The following is a 13,863-nucleotide window of genomic DNA, read 5'->3' on the forward strand; positions in this document are numbered from 1 at the left end:
CCCGCGCACCGGGGCCGGTTCCGGCTGACCCGCCCGGTGGCGATCACGCTGGCGGCGGTGGTGGTCGGCCTCGGGACCGTGGTCGTCGTCGTGGTCGCCGTCGACCCGGGCGGCGGCTCCCGGCCGGGCGGGGACGGGCTGAAGCCCGCCGTCGGCGCGTCGAAGGCGGCGCTGTCCCCGGCCGACTGCCCGGTGCACCCGACCAACCCGCCGGCGGCCCCGCCCGTCCACAAGGGCGACCTGGCCGTGTTCATCGCCGACATCACGCTGCCCGACTGCACACGCGTCGGCACCGGCCGGACCGTCGCGAAGGTGTGGCGGTTCAAGAACGCCGGGAAGGTGGCGTGGGAGGGGTACTCGCTGCGGCGCCTCGACCTCCCGCAGCAGGCCGACCAGTGCCAGACCATCTCCGACGTGCCCATCAAGGACACCCGGCCCGGCGCGATGGTCGACATCCGGGCCGACATCACCACACCGCGCAAGCCGGGCCTGTGCTACGTGCGGTTCAAGATGGTGGACGCCTCGGGGAAGGTCGCCTTCCCCGGCAGCCGGCCGGTCAACTTCCAGATCATCGTCGAGGGACGGTAGTTCCCCGCCGCGGCGGGGAACCGGTTCGGGACCGTTCACGGGATTCAGGAGAGGGCGATCCCGCTGTAGTAGGCCTTCAGGATCCGGGCGTAGCCCCAGCCCGCGTTGGCCTTGTCGCGCGAGCCGTACTGCGACATCCAGTCCCCGGTGACCCAGCCGCCGCACGCCGTCGTCGTGGAGCAGTAGTGGGCCTGGAGGATCTTCCCGCTACGGGTCATCTTGGTGCCCCACGTCGCGTCCACCGCGGCGCTCGTCGCCGCCGTCGCGGACCCCGGCTTGTACACCTGGCTCGACGTGGTGTCGTAGACGTCGAAGCACTGGCCGCCCGACGTCTTGCGGGTCGAGTGCAGCGCCCAGTACCAGCCGTAGCTCTTGACGGCCATCGCCCCCGCCTTCAGGGACTCCTGCGGCCAGCTCAGCACCCACTCGTTGGGCAGGACGTTCTTGACGTAGGTCTTGAACGAGACCCGGTCCACCCGGTTGAGCGAGACCCGGTACACCAGGATCGTCGTGGGCAGCTTGCTGTCCGTGCCGTCGGTCTTGCACCCGGTCGGCGGCGGTGTGGAGCTCAGGAACTTGTGCGACGCGTTCTGGTTCTTCAGGCTGGAGTTGAGGTTGCCCTTGGCGCCGGCCTTGAAGTCCTGGTAGGTGCCGCCGTAGTTGCTGTTGTAGTAGACGCGGACGGTCTTGGTGCTGCGGTTCCAGACCGAGGCGGCCTGGTTCTTGATGCACTGCCCCTTGCCGTTGCCCGCTCCCTTGAAGTCGTAGCAGGACGGCTGGGTCGTGCCGTAGTCGGCGACCGATCCGGTGAAGTCCGAGACCGATCCGGCGTTGTTGCTGTTGTAGTAGTAGCAGAACTCGCCGCTTTCGCAGACGCCGTTGCGCGCCGCGGCCGAGGCGGGCGCCGCGAGCGCGGCCGCCGTGCCGCCGACCGCCACGGCGGCGGTCGTCAGCGTGAGGATCTTGTTCAGCGTGTTCATAACCTTTCCCTTTCGTTTCGCCTGCTGTTCGCGTTGCCGGGATTGCCGTTCGCGTTGCCGGGATTGAAGAAGGTCAGCTGCGCCGGTACTCCTCCCAGGTACGGATGGTCACCTGCGGCCCGTCGTCCGGGCCGCGGTTCGCGAGCCCGTTGAGGCCGAGGTAGTAGTCACCGGTCTGGTGCTGGGCCTGGGCGGACAGGTCGGTGTCGCTGATGGCGGCGGCGTGGATGTGCCACGGCCAGTCGCCCTGCTGCGGGCTGCGCACCCAGGCCGCGAACCCGACGCGGCGCAGCGCGCGGGCGACCGAGGTGCGGGTGGCGGCGCTCATGCCCTGCACCGAGACGTCCACGACGCCGCCGCCGTCGTGGGTGCCGGCGGAGGTGGGGTCGCCGCCGGGGTTGTAGGAGCCCTGGTCCAGGACGAGCTTGCGGCCGAGCAGCCGCTCCGCCTCGGCCAGCATGTCCCGCGTCCGGGCGTTGACGACGGCGCCGCCGAACGACACCCGGGCGCCGGGCGCGAGGGTCCGGGTGACCGTGAAGCGGCCGTCGCCGAGCTTGGCGAGGGACGTCTTGCCGGGCAGCCCGTTGGCGTCGAGACCGGTGTAGCCGAGCGACTTCTGGTACTTGGCGTAGGCGGCGACGGTCGTGGTGCCGAAGTAGCCGTCCACCCACTGCGCGTCGAGCAGGTTCCGGTCCCGCAGGGCCCGCTCGACGAGGAGGACGCTCGCCTTGGCGCCCGGCGTCAGCGTGTCGTCGGCCCGCCGCGGGTCGATCTGCGCCGCCTTGACCGTCGCCTCCATGTTCACGCTCGGCAGCTCGGCCGCAGCGCCGGCTGGCTCCGCCGCCGACGTCTCCGACACGGTCATGGAGGTGAGCAGCGCGGCCGTCAGAAAGGCGGCGGTGTACGAAGACAACTTCATTGGATACCTGCCAGCGTGGAGACCCGTCCTTCGGGGTGGGGAGGGGACGTGGGATGCTGCGGCACGGTGACTCTCCGGGTTGTGTCGGTGGCGGTCGGTATGGTGCGGGCGTGTCTCGGTACCGGTTGTGTCCGACCCCTGCTCAGGAGGCGGGGCTGCTGGAGCATTGCTCGCACGCCCGGTACGTCTGGAACCTGGCTGTGGAGCAGCACTCCTGGTGGACGCCACGGCGGGGTCCGGCTCCGGGGTATGTCGCGCAGGCCCGGCAGTTGACCGAGGCGCGGGCTGCGTTCGGGTGGCTGGCGGCGGGGTCGCAGACGGTGCAGCAGCAGGCGCTTCGGGACTTCGCGCAGGCGATGGCGAACTTCTTCGCGGGCACGCACCGGCGTCCGACGTGGCGCAAGGCGGGCATGCATGAGGGGTTCCGGATCGTCGGGGCCCGCGGGCACGCCTGGGATGTGCGGCGGTCGTCCCGCCGTACCGGCGAGGTGCGGGTGCCGAAGGTGGGGTGGGTGCGGTTCCGCTGGTCCCGCCAGGTCCCACCGGGAGTGAAGTCGTTCCGGGTGACCCGCGACCGCGCCGGGCGCTGGCATGTCGCGTTCGCCGCCGTCCCTGACCCCGTCCCCGCGCCCGGTAACGGTGCGGCGGTCGGTGTGGACCGGGGTGTGGCGGTGTCGGCTGCGCTGTCCACGGGCGAGACCAGCAGCGTGCCGGGTCTGACGCCGGGTGAGGCCGGGCGGTTGAAGCGGTTGCTGCGGCGCCTGGCCCGCGCGAAGGCGGGGTCGAACCGGCGTGCCCGCGTCAAAACCGCCATCGCCCGGTTGAAAGCGCGTGAGGCCGACCGCCGCAGGGACTGGGTGGAGAAGACCTCGACGGATCTGGCGCGCCGGTTCGACGTCATCGCCGTCGAGGACCTGGACATCGCCGCCATGACCCGGTCGGCGCGCGGCACCGTCGAGGCACCCGGCACAGGGGTTCGGGCCAAGGCCGGGCTCAACCGGGGCATCCTGGCCAACGGGTGGGGACAATTGGTCACCCGGCTGGAGCACAAGGCGCCAGGGCGGGTCGTCAAGGTCGACCCGGCGTACACGTCGCAGACCTGCAACGCGTGCGGGCACCGCGCCCGGGACAACCGCGAGAGCCAAGCGGTGTTCCGATGCGTGGCCTGCGGGCACCGGGCCAACGCCGACGTCAACGCCGCCCGCAACATCAAAGACACCGCCGTGGGACGCACGGTGGCCGCGCGGGGAGGCGGGGCGGTGGCCCGGCCGGTGAACCGCGAACCTCAACCCACTCTCCTTTTCGTATAGTGACGGGGGTTGGAATCCCCCGCCTTCAAGCGGGGGAGGACGTCAACTGGTCTCCTGGTTGCGGATGCTGGGAGCGGAACCAACGTCACGGATCGCCCGGGGCGTTCACAAGAAGATCGTTGTTGTCAGGTTGTTCGCCGGACACTTCCGTACAGGCGTACGCGCGATCTGACACGCGGTGCGGCGTCCTGACGGGTCGCGAACGACCCGGTCCGTTCGGAGTTCTGTCAGCCAGAATTTCCTTTTCCTTACAGCGGGCGGGCCGCACGATTGCCGGTATGACCAGCACTCCTGCCGAATCCGTCGCCGCCACCCCGGCGGACTCGCCCGTCCGGTTGCGTGCGGTGGACGCGCCCGGGCAGCCGGACGCCACCCCGGAGCTCGAAGACCTCTACCGCGGCTTCGAGGCCGAGCTGCTCGTACCGCTGTGGACCGAGATCGGCGACCTGATGCCGGCGCATCCGCGCTCCCGGGCCGTCCCGCACGTGTGGAAGTGGGAGCGGCTGGTCCGGCTCGCCGAGCAGGCCGGCCAGATCGTCCCGGTGGGGCGGGGCGGGGAGCGCCGCGCGATCGCGCTCGCCAACCCGGGGCTCGGCGGCCGCCCGTTCGCCGCGCCGACCCTCTGGGCGGCGATCCAGTACCTGATGCCGGGCGAGGACGCGCCCGAGCACCGGCACACCCAGCACGCGTTCCGCTTCGTCGTCGAGGGCTCCGGCGTGTGGACGGTCGTCGGCGGCGACCCGGTGCCGATGAACCGCGGCGACTTCCTCCCGCAGGCCGGCTGGAACTGGCACGCCCACCACAACGCGACCGACCGGCCGATGGCCTGGATCGACGGGCTCGACATCCCGTTCCAGTACGCCGCCGACGCGCAGTTCTTCGAGTTCGGCCGGGACGAGATCTCCGACGCGGAGCGCACCACGCCCGACCGCTCCCGCGCCGAGCGCCTGTGGGGCCACCCCGGGCTGCGGCCCGTCGGCGTCGCCCACACCACGCCCGGCTCGCCGCTGCTCTCCTACAAGTGGGAGTTCACCGACCGCGCGCTCGCCGACCAGCTCGCGCTGGAGAAGGAGGGGTACGCGGGGACGGTGGAGCCCGGCCACGCCGCCGTGCGCTTCAGCAACCCCGTCGACGGCACCGACGTCCTGCCGACCCTGCGCGCCGAGTTCCACCGGGTGGCGCGGGGCGCGGAGACGGCCCCGGTCCGCGAGACCGGCTCCAGCGTCTACCAGGTCTTCGACGGCTCCGGCACGGTCACGGTCGGCGACCGGACGTGGTCCGTGACGCGCGGGGACCTGTTCGTCGTCCCGTCGTGGGAGCCGTTCTCCGTGGCGTCGGAGGCCGGCGCGTCCGACTCCGACTCCGGGGCCCTCGACCTGTTCCGCTTCTCCGACGCGCCCGTCTTCGAGGCGCTCAAGCTCGACCGAACCGCCCGCGACCTGTGACCGCCAAGGACATCTGATGAAGCTCTCCACGATCCGCACTTCCGGCGGCACCCGCGCCGTCCGCCTCGACGGGGGCGCGCTCGTCGACCTCGGCTACCCCGACCTCGGCGCGCTGCTGGCCGAGCCGGACTGGCGGGCGAAGGCAGCCGCCGCCTCCGGCACCGTGTACGACGCCGAGGGCGCGGACTTCGCGCCGGTCGTGCCGGGTCCGTCGAAGGTGATCTGTGTCGGTCACAACTACTCCAACCACATCAAGGAGATGGGGCGGGAGCTTCCGTCGTATCCGACGCTGTTCCCGAAGTTCGCCGACAGCCTGATCGGGGCCAACGACGACATCGTCAAGCCCGGTGAGACCGACGCGCTCGACTGGGAGGTGGAGCTGGCCGTCGTCATCGGGCAGGAGGTTCGCCGCGCCGACGACGCTCAGGCGGAGGCGGCGATCGCCGGGTTCACGGTCATGAACGACGTCTCGGTGCGGGACTGGCAGTTCCGCACGATCGAGTGGACGCAGGGCAAGATCTGGGACTCCTCCACTCCGGTCGGCCCCTACCTGGTCACGCCGGACGAGGTCGGCGGCGTCCGCCCGGCGCTGCGGGTGCGGACGCTGGTGGACGGCCGGGAGATGCAGTCCGACGACACCGGCACGCTGCTGTTCGACCCGGTCTTCCTGGTCAAGTACGTCTCGACGATCGTGCGGCTGCGCCCGGGCGACCTGATCGCCACCGGCACCCCGGCCGGGGTCGGGCACGCCCGCGACCCGAAGGTCTACCTGACCGGCGGCGAGACGGTCGTGACCGAGATCGACGGGCTCGGCGCCTGCACCAACCGCGTCGTCAAGGACGCCTGATGGCGCGCTCGTTCGCCGACGCCCGCCGCTGGGCGCGGGAGGGTACGGCGCTGTTCCTGGGCGCCGCCGCCGGGCTGACCGAGGCGGAGTATGACGCGGCGAGCCTTCTGCCCGGCTGGACCCGCAAGCACCTGGTCGCGCACGTCGCCGCGAACGCCGAGGCGCTCGGCAACCTGGTGCACTGGGCGGCCACGGGCGAGGAGACCCCCATGTACGCCTCGCCGGAGGCGCGCGCGGCCGGGATCGAGCGCGGCAGCCGGATGAGCGGACCGGAGCTGGGCGAGTGGCTGGCCCGGTCCGCCGCGACGCTACAGGCGTCGATGGACGAGCTGACCGAAGGCCAGTGGCAGTCCGAGGTGGTCACGGCGCAGGGCCGCACCGTGGCCGCGACCGAGGTCCCGTGGATGCGGTCCCGGGAGGTCATGGTCCACGCCGTCGACCTGGACCGCGGCGTCGCCTTCGCCGACCTGCCGGACGACTTCCTGCAAGCCCTCATCACCGACATCACCGCCAAGCGGGGGCTCGACGCCGCCGCCCTGCCGGCCGGACCGCCGCCCGAGGTGGCCGCCTGGCTCGCCGGACGGCCGCACGCCCTCACCGGAGCGCCGCCGCTCGGCCCCTGGCTCTGACACGCCGCGCGATGCGCCCGCCCGACGGCCCGCGACACGCGTCCGAGAAGGAAGAGATCATGACCAACCCTGATGTGCTCGTCGTCGGCGGCGGGATCGGCGGGCTGGGCGCCGCGTACGCGCTGGCCCGCCGGGGCCTCGCGGTCCGGCTGCTGGAGCGGGCCGCCGACTTCGGCGAGGTCGGCGCCGGCATCCAGCTCGCCCCCAACTGCACCCGCATCCTCGACGACTACGGACTGCTGGACGAGGCGAAGGCCCTCGGCGTCGTCCCGGACGCGATGATCATGCGGGACGCGGTCGACGGCGCGGAGCTGACCCGCCTCGACCTGCGCGACCTGGAACGCCGCTACGGCTTCCCGTACCTGGTCATCCACCGCAGCGACCTGCACGCCATGCTGCTGCGCGCCTGCGAGCGCGCCGGCGTCGACCTGCGCACCTCGCAGCAGGTCGTCGGCTACGCCAACACCGGCGGCGGCGCCCGCGTGACCTTGGCGGACGGCCGTGTCGAGGAGGCGCGGGTCGTCATCGCGGCGGACGGGCTGCACTCGGTGGCGCGCAAGCTGCTGTCGGACGACGAGCCGGTCTCCTCCGCGTACGTCGCCTACCGCGGCACGGTGCCGACCTCGCACGGCCGGGCGGCGGACGTCGACCTCAGCGAGGTCGTCGTCTACGTCGGGCCGGGCTGCCACTTCGTCCACTACGGGCTGCGCGGCGGCGAGCTGCTCAACCAGGTCGCCGTCTTCGAGTCGCCCAAGGCCCGCGCCGGCGAGGAGGACTGGGGCACCCCGGACGAGCTGGACGCGGCCTTCGCGCGGACGTGCGACTTCGTCCGCGAGGGCCTGCCCCACATGTGGCGCGACAAGTGGTGGCGGATGTACGACCGCGACCCCATCATGACCTGGGTGGACGGCAACATCGCGCTGCTCGGCGACGCCGCCCACCCGCCGCTCCAGTACATCGCCCAGGGCGCCATCATGGCGATCGAGGACGGCTGGGTGCTCGGCGAGCACGTCGCCCGGCACCTCGCCGCGGACGGGACGGTGGACTGGCCCGCCGTCCTCGCCGCCTACCAGGCCGTCCGGCCCGAGCACTGCCGCCGCGTCCTGACCACGTCGCGCGCCTGGGGCGAGCTGTGGCACCTCGACGGGACGCCGCGGCGGCAGCGGAACGTCCTGCTGCGCGACCGCGACACCCGCGACTACGCGTTCGTGGACTGGCTCTACGGCCCGACCGCGCTCGACCCGTCCGACGAGCCGCCGATGTTCACGACGATCCCGCTCGCCTCGGCGGACGCGGACGCGGGCGCGCTCACGAGCCCGGCCGGCTGACCTCCTTGAGGGGGACGGGGAGGCGGTCGCGCAGCTCGTCGAGCGTGATGCCGAAGGTCTCGCGGACCGCCGCCCCGTCCGGGCCCACGTCGATGACGGCGACGTCGGTGTAGACGCGGCTGACGCAGCCGACGCCGGTCAGCGGGTAGGTGCACTCGGGCACGAGCTTCGACCGGCCCTGCTTGTCGAACAGCGTCATCATCACGAACACCTGCTTGGCGCCGATGGCGAGGTCCATCGCGCCGCCGACCGCCGGGATGGCGTCCGGGGCGCCGGTGTGCCAGTTCGCGAGGTCGCCGGTCGCCGACACCTGGAACGCGCCGAGCACGCACACGTCGAGATGGCCGCCGCGCATCATGGCGAACGAGTCGGCGTGGTGGAAGTAGGACGCCCCGGGAAGCTCGGTCACCGGGACCTTCCCGGCGTTGGTGAGGTCGGGGTCGATCTGCTCGCCGGTCGCGGCGGGGCCCATGTTAAGCATGCCGTTCTCGGTGTGCAGCACGATGCCGGAGTCGGCGGGCAGGTGGTCGGCGACCTTGGTGGGGCGGCCGATGCCGAGGTTGACGTAGGAGCCGGCCGGGATGTCGCGGGCGACGATCGCGGCCATCTCGTCGGGGGACAGGGCCCCCGTGGTGGAAGCCGTGGTGGAAGACATGTCAGCGCGCTCCCTGGACGGTGTAGTGCCGGTCCTCGACCCGCACGACGCGGTCGACGTAGATGCCGGGGGTGACGACCGCCTCCGGGTCGAGTTCGCCCGTGGCGACGACGCCGCCCACCTGCGCGATGGTGGTGGTCGCGGCCGTCGCCATGACGGGGCCGAAGTTGCGGGCGGTCTTGCGGTAGACGAGGTTGCCCATCCCGTCGGCGCGGTGCGCGCTGATCAGCGCCACATCGCCCTTGATCGGGTACTCCAGGACGTACTCGCGGCCGTCGATCGTCCGGGTCTCCTTGCCCTCGGCGAGCGGGGTGCCGACGCCGGTCGGGCAGTAGAAGGCGCCGATGCCCGCGCCGGCCGCGCGCATCCGCTCGGCGAGGTTGCCCTGCGGCACGATCTCCAGGTCGATCCGCCCGGCCCGGTACAGCTCGTCGAAGACGTGGGAGTCGCTCTGCCGGGGGAACGAGCAGATCACCTTGCGGACGCGGCCCGCCTTGAGCAGCGCGGCGAGCCCGACGTCCCCGTTGCCGGCGTTGTTGGACACGATGGTGAGGTCCGTCGCGCCCTGCCGGATCAGCCCGTCGATGAGGTCGAACGGCATGCCGGCGAAGCCGAAGCCGCCGACGAGCACGGTGCTGCCGTCCGCGATGCCGCGCACGGCCTCGTCGACGCTCTCCAGGATCTCCGCCCGGCTCACGCTCCGGCCTCCGTGTTCTCCGTGCCCGTGGTTTCTGTGTCCGTGTTCTCCAGGACGACGGCGAGCCCCTGCCCGACGCCGATGCAGATGGCGGCGACGCCCCAGCGCTCGCGGCGCTCCCGGAGCACCTTCGCGAGCGTGCCGAGGACGCGGGCGCCGCTGGCGCCCAGCGGGTGGCCGATCGCGATCGCGCCGCCCCGCGTGTTGACGATCTCCGGGTCGACGCCCCAGGCGTCGATGCAGATCAGCGACTGCACGGCGAACGCCTCGTTCAACTCGACCGCGCCGACCTGGTCCCAGCCGATCCCGGCGCGCGCGAGGGCGCGGTTCGCCGCCTCGACCGGGGCGTAGCCGAAGTCCTGCGGGTCGAGCGCGAACGCGCCGCGCCCGGCGATGCGCGCGAGCGGGTCGAGGCCGATCCGGTCGGCGGCGCCGGCGGAGCCGAGCAGCAGGGCGGCGGCGCCGTCGCTCAGCGGCGAGGCGTTGCCCGCGGTGATGGTGCCGTCGGCGCGGAAGCTCGGCTTGAGCCCGGCGAGCTTCTCCGGCGTCGAGTCGGCGCGGATGCCCTCGTCCCGCTTCAGGTCGCCGGCGGGGACGACCAGGTCGTCGTAGAAGCCCTCGTCCCAGGCCGCCGCCGCGAGCCGGTGCGAGCGCAGCGCGAACGCGTCCTGCCGCTCCCGGCCGACGCCGTACCGCTCGCGGAGCCCCTCGTTCGCCTCGCCGAGCGAGACCGTCCACTCCTTGGGCATGCGCGGGTTCACCAGCCGCCAGCCGAGCGTGGTCGAGACCGCGGTGAGGTCGCCGGGCGGGAAGCCCTTCGCGGGCTTCGGCAGCACCCAGGGCGCCCGGGTCATCGACTCGACGCCGCCCGCGACGACCACGTCCGCGTCGCCGGACTCGATCGTCCGGGACGCGATCATCGCGGCGTCGAGGCTGGAGCCGCACAGCCGGTTGACGGTCGTGCCGGGCACGCTGGTCGGCAGCCCGGCGAGCAGCGCGGCCATCCGGCCGACGTTGCGGTTCTCCTCGCCCGCGCCGTTCGCGTTGCCCCAGACGACCTCGCCGACGGCGGCCGGGTCCAGCCGGGGCGCCCGGTCCAGCAGCGCGGTGAGCACGCCGGCCGCGAGGTCGTCCGGCCGGACGCCCGCGAGTGCGCCGTTGAACCGGCCGAACGGCGTCCGGACGGCCGAGTAGAGATAGGAGCTCATGCCATCGAGGCTAATGACCTCGCTTGATACAGTGAAGTATCAATATTCGCTCCGATTGAGACGACACACATATGGATCTTCGTCACCTGCGGTACTTCGTCGCCGTCGCCGAGGAACTCCACTTCGGGCGCGCCGCCGAGCGGCTCAACATGGCCCAGCCGCCGCTGTCGCAGGCGATCCGCAGGCTGGAGAGCGAACTCGGCGTCGACCTGCTCCACCGGACGACGCGCAAAGTCGACCTCACCGACGCGGGCCGGGGCTACCTCGCGCGGGCGAGGCGGATCCTCGGCGAGGTGGACGAGGCCGCGCACGAGGCCCGCCGGGTCGCGGCGGGCGCGGTCGGCCACCTGGCGCTCGGCTGCGTGGGCTCGGCGACCTACAGCCTGCTGCCCGCGCTGTCCCGCGGCCTCCGCCGGGAGCTGCCCGGCGTCGACTTCTCCTTCCGCGGCGAGATGCTCGTCCCCGACCAGGCCGCGGCGCTGCGGGCCGGCGAGATCGACGTGGCGCTGCTGCGGCCCCCGATCGCGGATCTGTCGCTCACCGTCCTGCCGCTGCGCCGGGACCGGCTCGTCGTCGCCCTCCCCGACGACCACCCCTTGGCCGCCCTGCGGCAGGTCGAGGTCGCCGACCTGGCGGACGCCGACCTCATCGTGCACTCCGCCGACCGCCGCTCGGTGATGTACGACGTCGTGCTCGGCCTTCTGCGCGACGCGGGCGTGGAGCCCCGGATCCGCCACGAGGTCGGGGAGACGTCCACGCTGGTCACCCTCGTCGCGGGCGGTCTCGGCGCGGCCGTCGTCCCGGAGCCGGTGACCGTCCTCGCCCTGGACGGCGTCACCTTCCGCCCGCTGGTGCGGCCCGCCGTGGACGTCGAACTCGCGATCGCCCACCGCACCGACCGCACGGAACCGCACCTGGCCCGCGCCGTCACCGTCATCCAGCAGATCGTCCGGGACGCGCGGCACGGGGCGAGTTGACCGCCTCGGGTTATGCATGGCATTCATGCTCGGGCATGACGAACATGTGTTTGCCCGATGACCGGTCCGATGGCTTCACTGAGGCACCGACGACCGACCCCGAGGATGCGCCGTGGCGGCGGCGGCCCTGGTGGCCGTTCCGCTGGCCCTTCGCACCCTCCGGCGCCGCGCCGCCCGCCGCTGACCGCCCCATCCCACCCCGACCCGTCCGGAGCGGTTCACAAGACCACATGACCCGGCAACGGCTAAAGCGCAGCGTCGCACGCCGCTGTCTCCTTCCTCGCCAGGCCCCGCGAGCTCCGGCCGAGATCGGCCACGGGTCATCGGCGACCAGTTCGGACCACACGCGGCGCGGGTCCATCACGGACGGATTCCGGCGTGTGCTCCGACCGCGTGTGCGATCGTGTCGGCGACGGCGGCCGGGGCGTCGGCCGCGCCGATGGACTTGCCGGTACCGGCCCAGGTGAAGACCCAGGCGCCGGCGATGAAGTCGGCGCCGATCTCGGTGAACGTGTGGGGCGCTTGGGCGTTGATCACGTGCAGGACGGGCGTGCCGCTGCGCGCGACGATGCCGCACGACATCCCGCCGCGCTCGCGCACGGCCTGATCGAGTGCGGTGAGGAACGAGCGTCGACCGCTCGTGGCCGTCAGGTGGTCGGTGGCCATCTTCGTGCTGCCTCCCGTCGAGGTCATGGCTGGACTGCCGATGCGGATGAGCGCGGACGCGAGGCCCGCTACGGGTGCATCCGCGACCAGACCCATTTGCCGCCGGCCGGGTCGGCGGTGACGCCGCACTTGGCGGACATGGCCTGGACGATGTGCAGACCCCAGCCGCCGTTGTCGTCGAACGCCTCCTCCGACAGGTCGAGGTCGTCGATGGTGAGTTCCTTCACCGGCTTGGCCGCGGGCAGCTCGTGGTCGGCGTCCCAGACGGCGATGATGATCCCGTAGGCGTCCCGGCTGAGCTGGAGACGGATCTCCTCGTCCGGCGTCTGCCGGGCCGCATTGGTGACCAGTTCCGAGACGATGAGAAGCGCGCTGTCGAGAATGTGCAAGTAGTCCCATTTGCGGATTTGTGTGTCCGCGAATGTGCGAGCTTGCCCCACTGCGGAAGGTGTGCCCATAAGGGGCATGATCGGCTCTGCGGTCGCCGTCATCGCCATCGTCCCGTCCTTGCCCGAGATTCCGATTTCCTGTGACAAGGATCAGCGCAGCGTTCTATGTTTTGCCTGTAGTCGCCGAAGTTGAATACAAGGAGGACGCCATGCCGATCGTCCGCGAGCCACTCGATCCCAAGATCTCAATGTGGTACTTCCTGGCCTTCTACCTGCGGTTTTGGAGGGAGAAGGCGGGGCTATCGCTAACCCAGTGCGGGGAGATCATGGGGGTGACGCGGGGGACTGTATCCAACTTTGAGGCGGGGAGGCGGCGCCTTCAGGACGACCATGTTCGAGCGCTCGACCGGCATTTTGGGACCGGTCTTCTATTTCAGCTCTTGCTCTGGTTTGCCCGAATGGCACACGACCCCAACTGGGGAAAGCAGCTCGTCAAGTACGAGCATGAGGCGACCTTGATCAAGACCTACCATGGGCAGGTCATCCCGCTCGCCCTCCAGACCGACGAATACACCTGGGCCTACGTCCAGTCTGGAACGCCGAAGGACTTCGAGGCCGCGATGGAGCGACGCGTTGCTCGGAAAAAATCCTTCTTCGACCGGGGGACGGACGTCGAGATGTGGGCCACTCTCGATGAGAGCGTGCTGGCCCGCGAGGTGGGCAGTCGGGAGGTGCAGAAGGCTCAACTGGAGCACCTGCTCGCCATGGCCGACCTGCCGCAAGTCAGCCTACGCATCATCCCGTTCAAGTCGGGCGCTCACCTGGGTGTCGACGGGTCACTCCAGATCCTCAGCCTGGAGAGCCGCGACATCGCCTATTCGGGTGCCCAGAACGGTGGCCGCTTGATCGAAGCGCCTGGCGAAGTTCGCGAATTGTCGGTTAAGTTCGATCGTATCGGCGCGAAGGCGGCCTCCCTGGAGGACTCGCGCGAGATCATCAAGCGGTACTTGGAGAGCTACGAATGATCGTGCACTGGCGCAAGAGCACCCACAGCGGCGGAGCGGACGACGAGCACTGCGTTGAACTGGGACGTCTTTCGCCGGGGGTCGGGGTCGGCGTGCGGGACAGCAAGGATCCGGACGGGGGACACCTCACCTTGTCCGTTGCGCAGTTCGCCGACCTGATCGAGCAGGTCAAGCGACACGCGTCCCGCTGACCCCCATCC

At 71.5% G+C, this 13,863-nt stretch carries 16 protein-coding genes; 9 read left to right on the top strand and 7 right to left on the bottom strand.

Annotated elements, in window-relative coordinates:
- Nucleotides 1-588 (top strand): NBR1-Ig-like domain-containing protein (locus ETD96_RS28865; RefSeq protein ID WP_205719503.1); only part of this gene is annotated, 588 nt, incomplete at its 5' end.
- Nucleotides 589-632: 44 nt separating this feature from the next.
- Here the strand turns inward: ETD96_RS28865 and ETD96_RS28870 are convergent.
- Together ETD96_RS28870 and ETD96_RS28875 are read right to left on the bottom strand one after the other, a co-directional pair.
- On the bottom strand, nt 633-1,568 hold the full coding sequence (locus ETD96_RS28870) for a peptidase inhibitor family I36 protein (RefSeq protein WP_138639648.1): 936 nt from the start codon (nt 1,566-1,568) through the stop codon (nt 633-635).
- Nucleotides 1,569-1,641: 73 nt separating this feature from the next.
- Nucleotides 1,642-2,487: a peptidoglycan-binding domain-containing protein gene (locus ETD96_RS28875; RefSeq protein WP_138639649.1), complete on the bottom strand. Its 846-nt coding sequence runs from the start codon at nt 2,485-2,487 to the stop codon at nt 1,642-1,644.
- Nucleotides 2,488-2,597: 110 nt separating this feature from the next.
- On the opposite strand from ETD96_RS28875, the gene ETD96_RS28880 reads away from it, so the two are divergent.
- From ETD96_RS28880 to ETD96_RS28900, 5 genes are all read left to right on the top strand, one after another.
- Nucleotides 2,598-3,797, top strand: a complete 1,200-nt coding sequence (locus tag ETD96_RS28880; protein ID WP_138639650.1) for an RNA-guided endonuclease InsQ/TnpB family protein — start codon at nt 2,598-2,600, stop codon at nt 3,795-3,797.
- Between the two features lie 278 nt (nt 3,798-4,075).
- Nucleotides 4,076-5,242: a cupin domain-containing protein gene (locus tag ETD96_RS28885; RefSeq protein WP_138639651.1), complete on the top strand. Its 1,167-nt coding sequence runs from the start codon at nt 4,076-4,078 to the stop codon at nt 5,240-5,242.
- A gap of 16 nt (nt 5,243-5,258) precedes the next feature.
- Nucleotides 5,259-6,089: a fumarylacetoacetate hydrolase family protein gene (locus ETD96_RS28890; protein ID WP_138639652.1), complete on the top strand. Its 831-nt coding sequence runs from the start codon at nt 5,259-5,261 to the stop codon at nt 6,087-6,089.
- Nucleotides 6,089-6,718, top strand: a complete 630-nt coding sequence (locus ETD96_RS28895; RefSeq protein ID WP_138639653.1) for a maleylpyruvate isomerase family mycothiol-dependent enzyme — start codon at nt 6,089-6,091, stop codon at nt 6,716-6,718. The genes ETD96_RS28890 and ETD96_RS28895 overlap by 1 nt, the downstream gene beginning before the upstream one ends.
- A 59-nt stretch (nt 6,719-6,777) precedes the next feature.
- On the top strand, nt 6,778-8,046 hold the full coding sequence (locus tag ETD96_RS28900; protein WP_171069283.1) for an FAD-dependent oxidoreductase: 1,269 nt from the start codon (nt 6,778-6,780) through the stop codon (nt 8,044-8,046).
- On the opposite strand, the gene ETD96_RS28905 is transcribed toward ETD96_RS28900, so the two are convergent.
- Genes ETD96_RS28905 through ETD96_RS28915 form a run of 3 tightly spaced genes read right to left on the bottom strand, consistent with a single transcriptional unit; the run spans nt 8,027 to nt 10,606 of the window.
- Nucleotides 8,027-8,701 carry a 3-oxoacid CoA-transferase subunit B gene (locus ETD96_RS28905; RefSeq protein WP_138639654.1) on the bottom strand — a complete coding sequence of 225 codons (675 nt, stop codon included), beginning with the start codon at nt 8,699-8,701 and terminating at the stop codon, nt 8,027-8,029. The two genes, ETD96_RS28900 and ETD96_RS28905, sit on opposite strands and share 20 nt — an antisense overlap.
- A 1-nt stretch (nt 8,702) precedes the next feature.
- The gene (locus tag ETD96_RS28910) at nt 8,703-9,398 is read right to left on the bottom strand and encodes a 3-oxoacid CoA-transferase subunit A (protein ID WP_138639655.1); all 696 of its coding nucleotides are present in this window, start codon (nt 9,396-9,398) and stop codon (nt 8,703-8,705) included.
- On the bottom strand, nt 9,395-10,606 hold the full coding sequence (locus ETD96_RS28915; protein WP_138639656.1) for a thiolase family protein: 1,212 nt from the start codon (nt 10,604-10,606) through the stop codon (nt 9,395-9,397). Before ETD96_RS28915 ends, ETD96_RS28910 begins: the two co-directional genes overlap by 4 nt.
- A 71-nt stretch (nt 10,607-10,677) precedes the next feature.
- Here ETD96_RS28915 and ETD96_RS28920 point away from each other — a divergent pair, with 71 nt between their 5' ends.
- Nucleotides 10,678-11,583, top strand: a complete 906-nt coding sequence (locus ETD96_RS28920; RefSeq protein ID WP_138639657.1) for a LysR substrate-binding domain-containing protein — start codon at nt 10,678-10,680, stop codon at nt 11,581-11,583.
- Between the two features lie 360 nt (nt 11,584-11,943).
- On the opposite strand, the gene ETD96_RS28925 is transcribed toward ETD96_RS28920, so the two are convergent.
- Nucleotides 11,944-12,276, bottom strand: a complete 333-nt coding sequence (locus tag ETD96_RS28925; protein ID WP_138639658.1) for a hypothetical protein — start codon at nt 12,274-12,276, stop codon at nt 11,944-11,946.
- A 41-nt stretch (nt 12,277-12,317) separates the two neighbouring features.
- A complete protein-coding gene (locus tag ETD96_RS28930; RefSeq protein WP_138639659.1) occupies nt 12,318-12,638 on the bottom strand; it encodes an ATP-binding protein in 321 nt (106 codons plus the stop codon).
- 209 nt (nt 12,639-12,847) lie between these two features.
- Between ETD96_RS28930 and ETD96_RS28935 the strand changes: the two genes are divergently transcribed.
- Complete coding sequence (locus tag ETD96_RS28935) at nt 12,848-13,663, top strand: helix-turn-helix domain-containing protein (protein ID WP_138639660.1); 816 nt, start codon at nt 12,848-12,850, stop codon at nt 13,661-13,663.
- Nucleotides 13,660-13,854, top strand: coding sequence for a DUF397 domain-containing protein (locus ETD96_RS28940; RefSeq protein WP_138639661.1), 195 nt, complete (start codon nt 13,660-13,662; stop codon nt 13,852-13,854). The genes ETD96_RS28935 and ETD96_RS28940 overlap by 4 nt, the downstream gene beginning before the upstream one ends.
- Nucleotides 13,855-13,863: the final 9 nt, after the last annotated feature.

The sequence above is a fragment of the Actinomadura geliboluensis genome (genome assembly GCF_005889745.1).
GTDB lineage: Bacteria > Actinomycetota > Actinomycetes > Streptosporangiales > Streptosporangiaceae > Spirillospora > Spirillospora geliboluensis.

Bases quoted from the DNA above. Each gene is read 5' to 3' on its own strand.
- ETD96_RS28870 (WP_138639648.1), bottom strand. From the start codon at position 1,568: ATGAACACGCTGAACAAGATCCTCACGCTGACGACCGCCGCCGTGGCG.
- ETD96_RS28875 (WP_138639649.1), bottom strand. From the start codon at position 2,487: ATGAAGTTGTCTTCGTACACCGCCGCCTTTCTGACGGCCGCGCTGCTC.
- ETD96_RS28885 (WP_138639651.1), top strand. From the start codon at position 4,076: ATGACCAGCACTCCTGCCGAATCCGTCGCCGCCACCCCGGCGGACTCG.
- ETD96_RS28890 (WP_138639652.1), top strand. From the start codon at position 5,259: ATGAAGCTCTCCACGATCCGCACTTCCGGCGGCACCCGCGCCGTCCGC.
- ETD96_RS28895 (WP_138639653.1), top strand. From the start codon at position 6,089: ATGGCGCGCTCGTTCGCCGACGCCCGCCGCTGGGCGCGGGAGGGTACG.
- ETD96_RS28900 (WP_171069283.1), top strand. From the start codon at position 6,778: ATGACCAACCCTGATGTGCTCGTCGTCGGCGGCGGGATCGGCGGGCTG.
- ETD96_RS28905 (WP_138639654.1), bottom strand. From the start codon at position 8,701: ATGTCTTCCACCACGGCTTCCACCACGGGGGCCCTGTCCCCCGACGAG.
- ETD96_RS28915 (WP_138639656.1), bottom strand. From the start codon at position 10,606: ATGAGCTCCTATCTCTACTCGGCCGTCCGGACGCCGTTCGGCCGGTTC.
- ETD96_RS28920 (WP_138639657.1), top strand. From the start codon at position 10,678: ATGGATCTTCGTCACCTGCGGTACTTCGTCGCCGTCGCCGAGGAACTC.
- ETD96_RS28925 (WP_138639658.1), bottom strand. From the start codon at position 12,276: ATGACCTCGACGGGAGGCAGCACGAAGATGGCCACCGACCACCTGACG.
- ETD96_RS28935 (WP_138639660.1), top strand. From the start codon at position 12,848: ATGCCGATCGTCCGCGAGCCACTCGATCCCAAGATCTCAATGTGGTAC.
- ETD96_RS28940 (WP_138639661.1), top strand. From the start codon at position 13,660: ATGATCGTGCACTGGCGCAAGAGCACCCACAGCGGCGGAGCGGACGAC.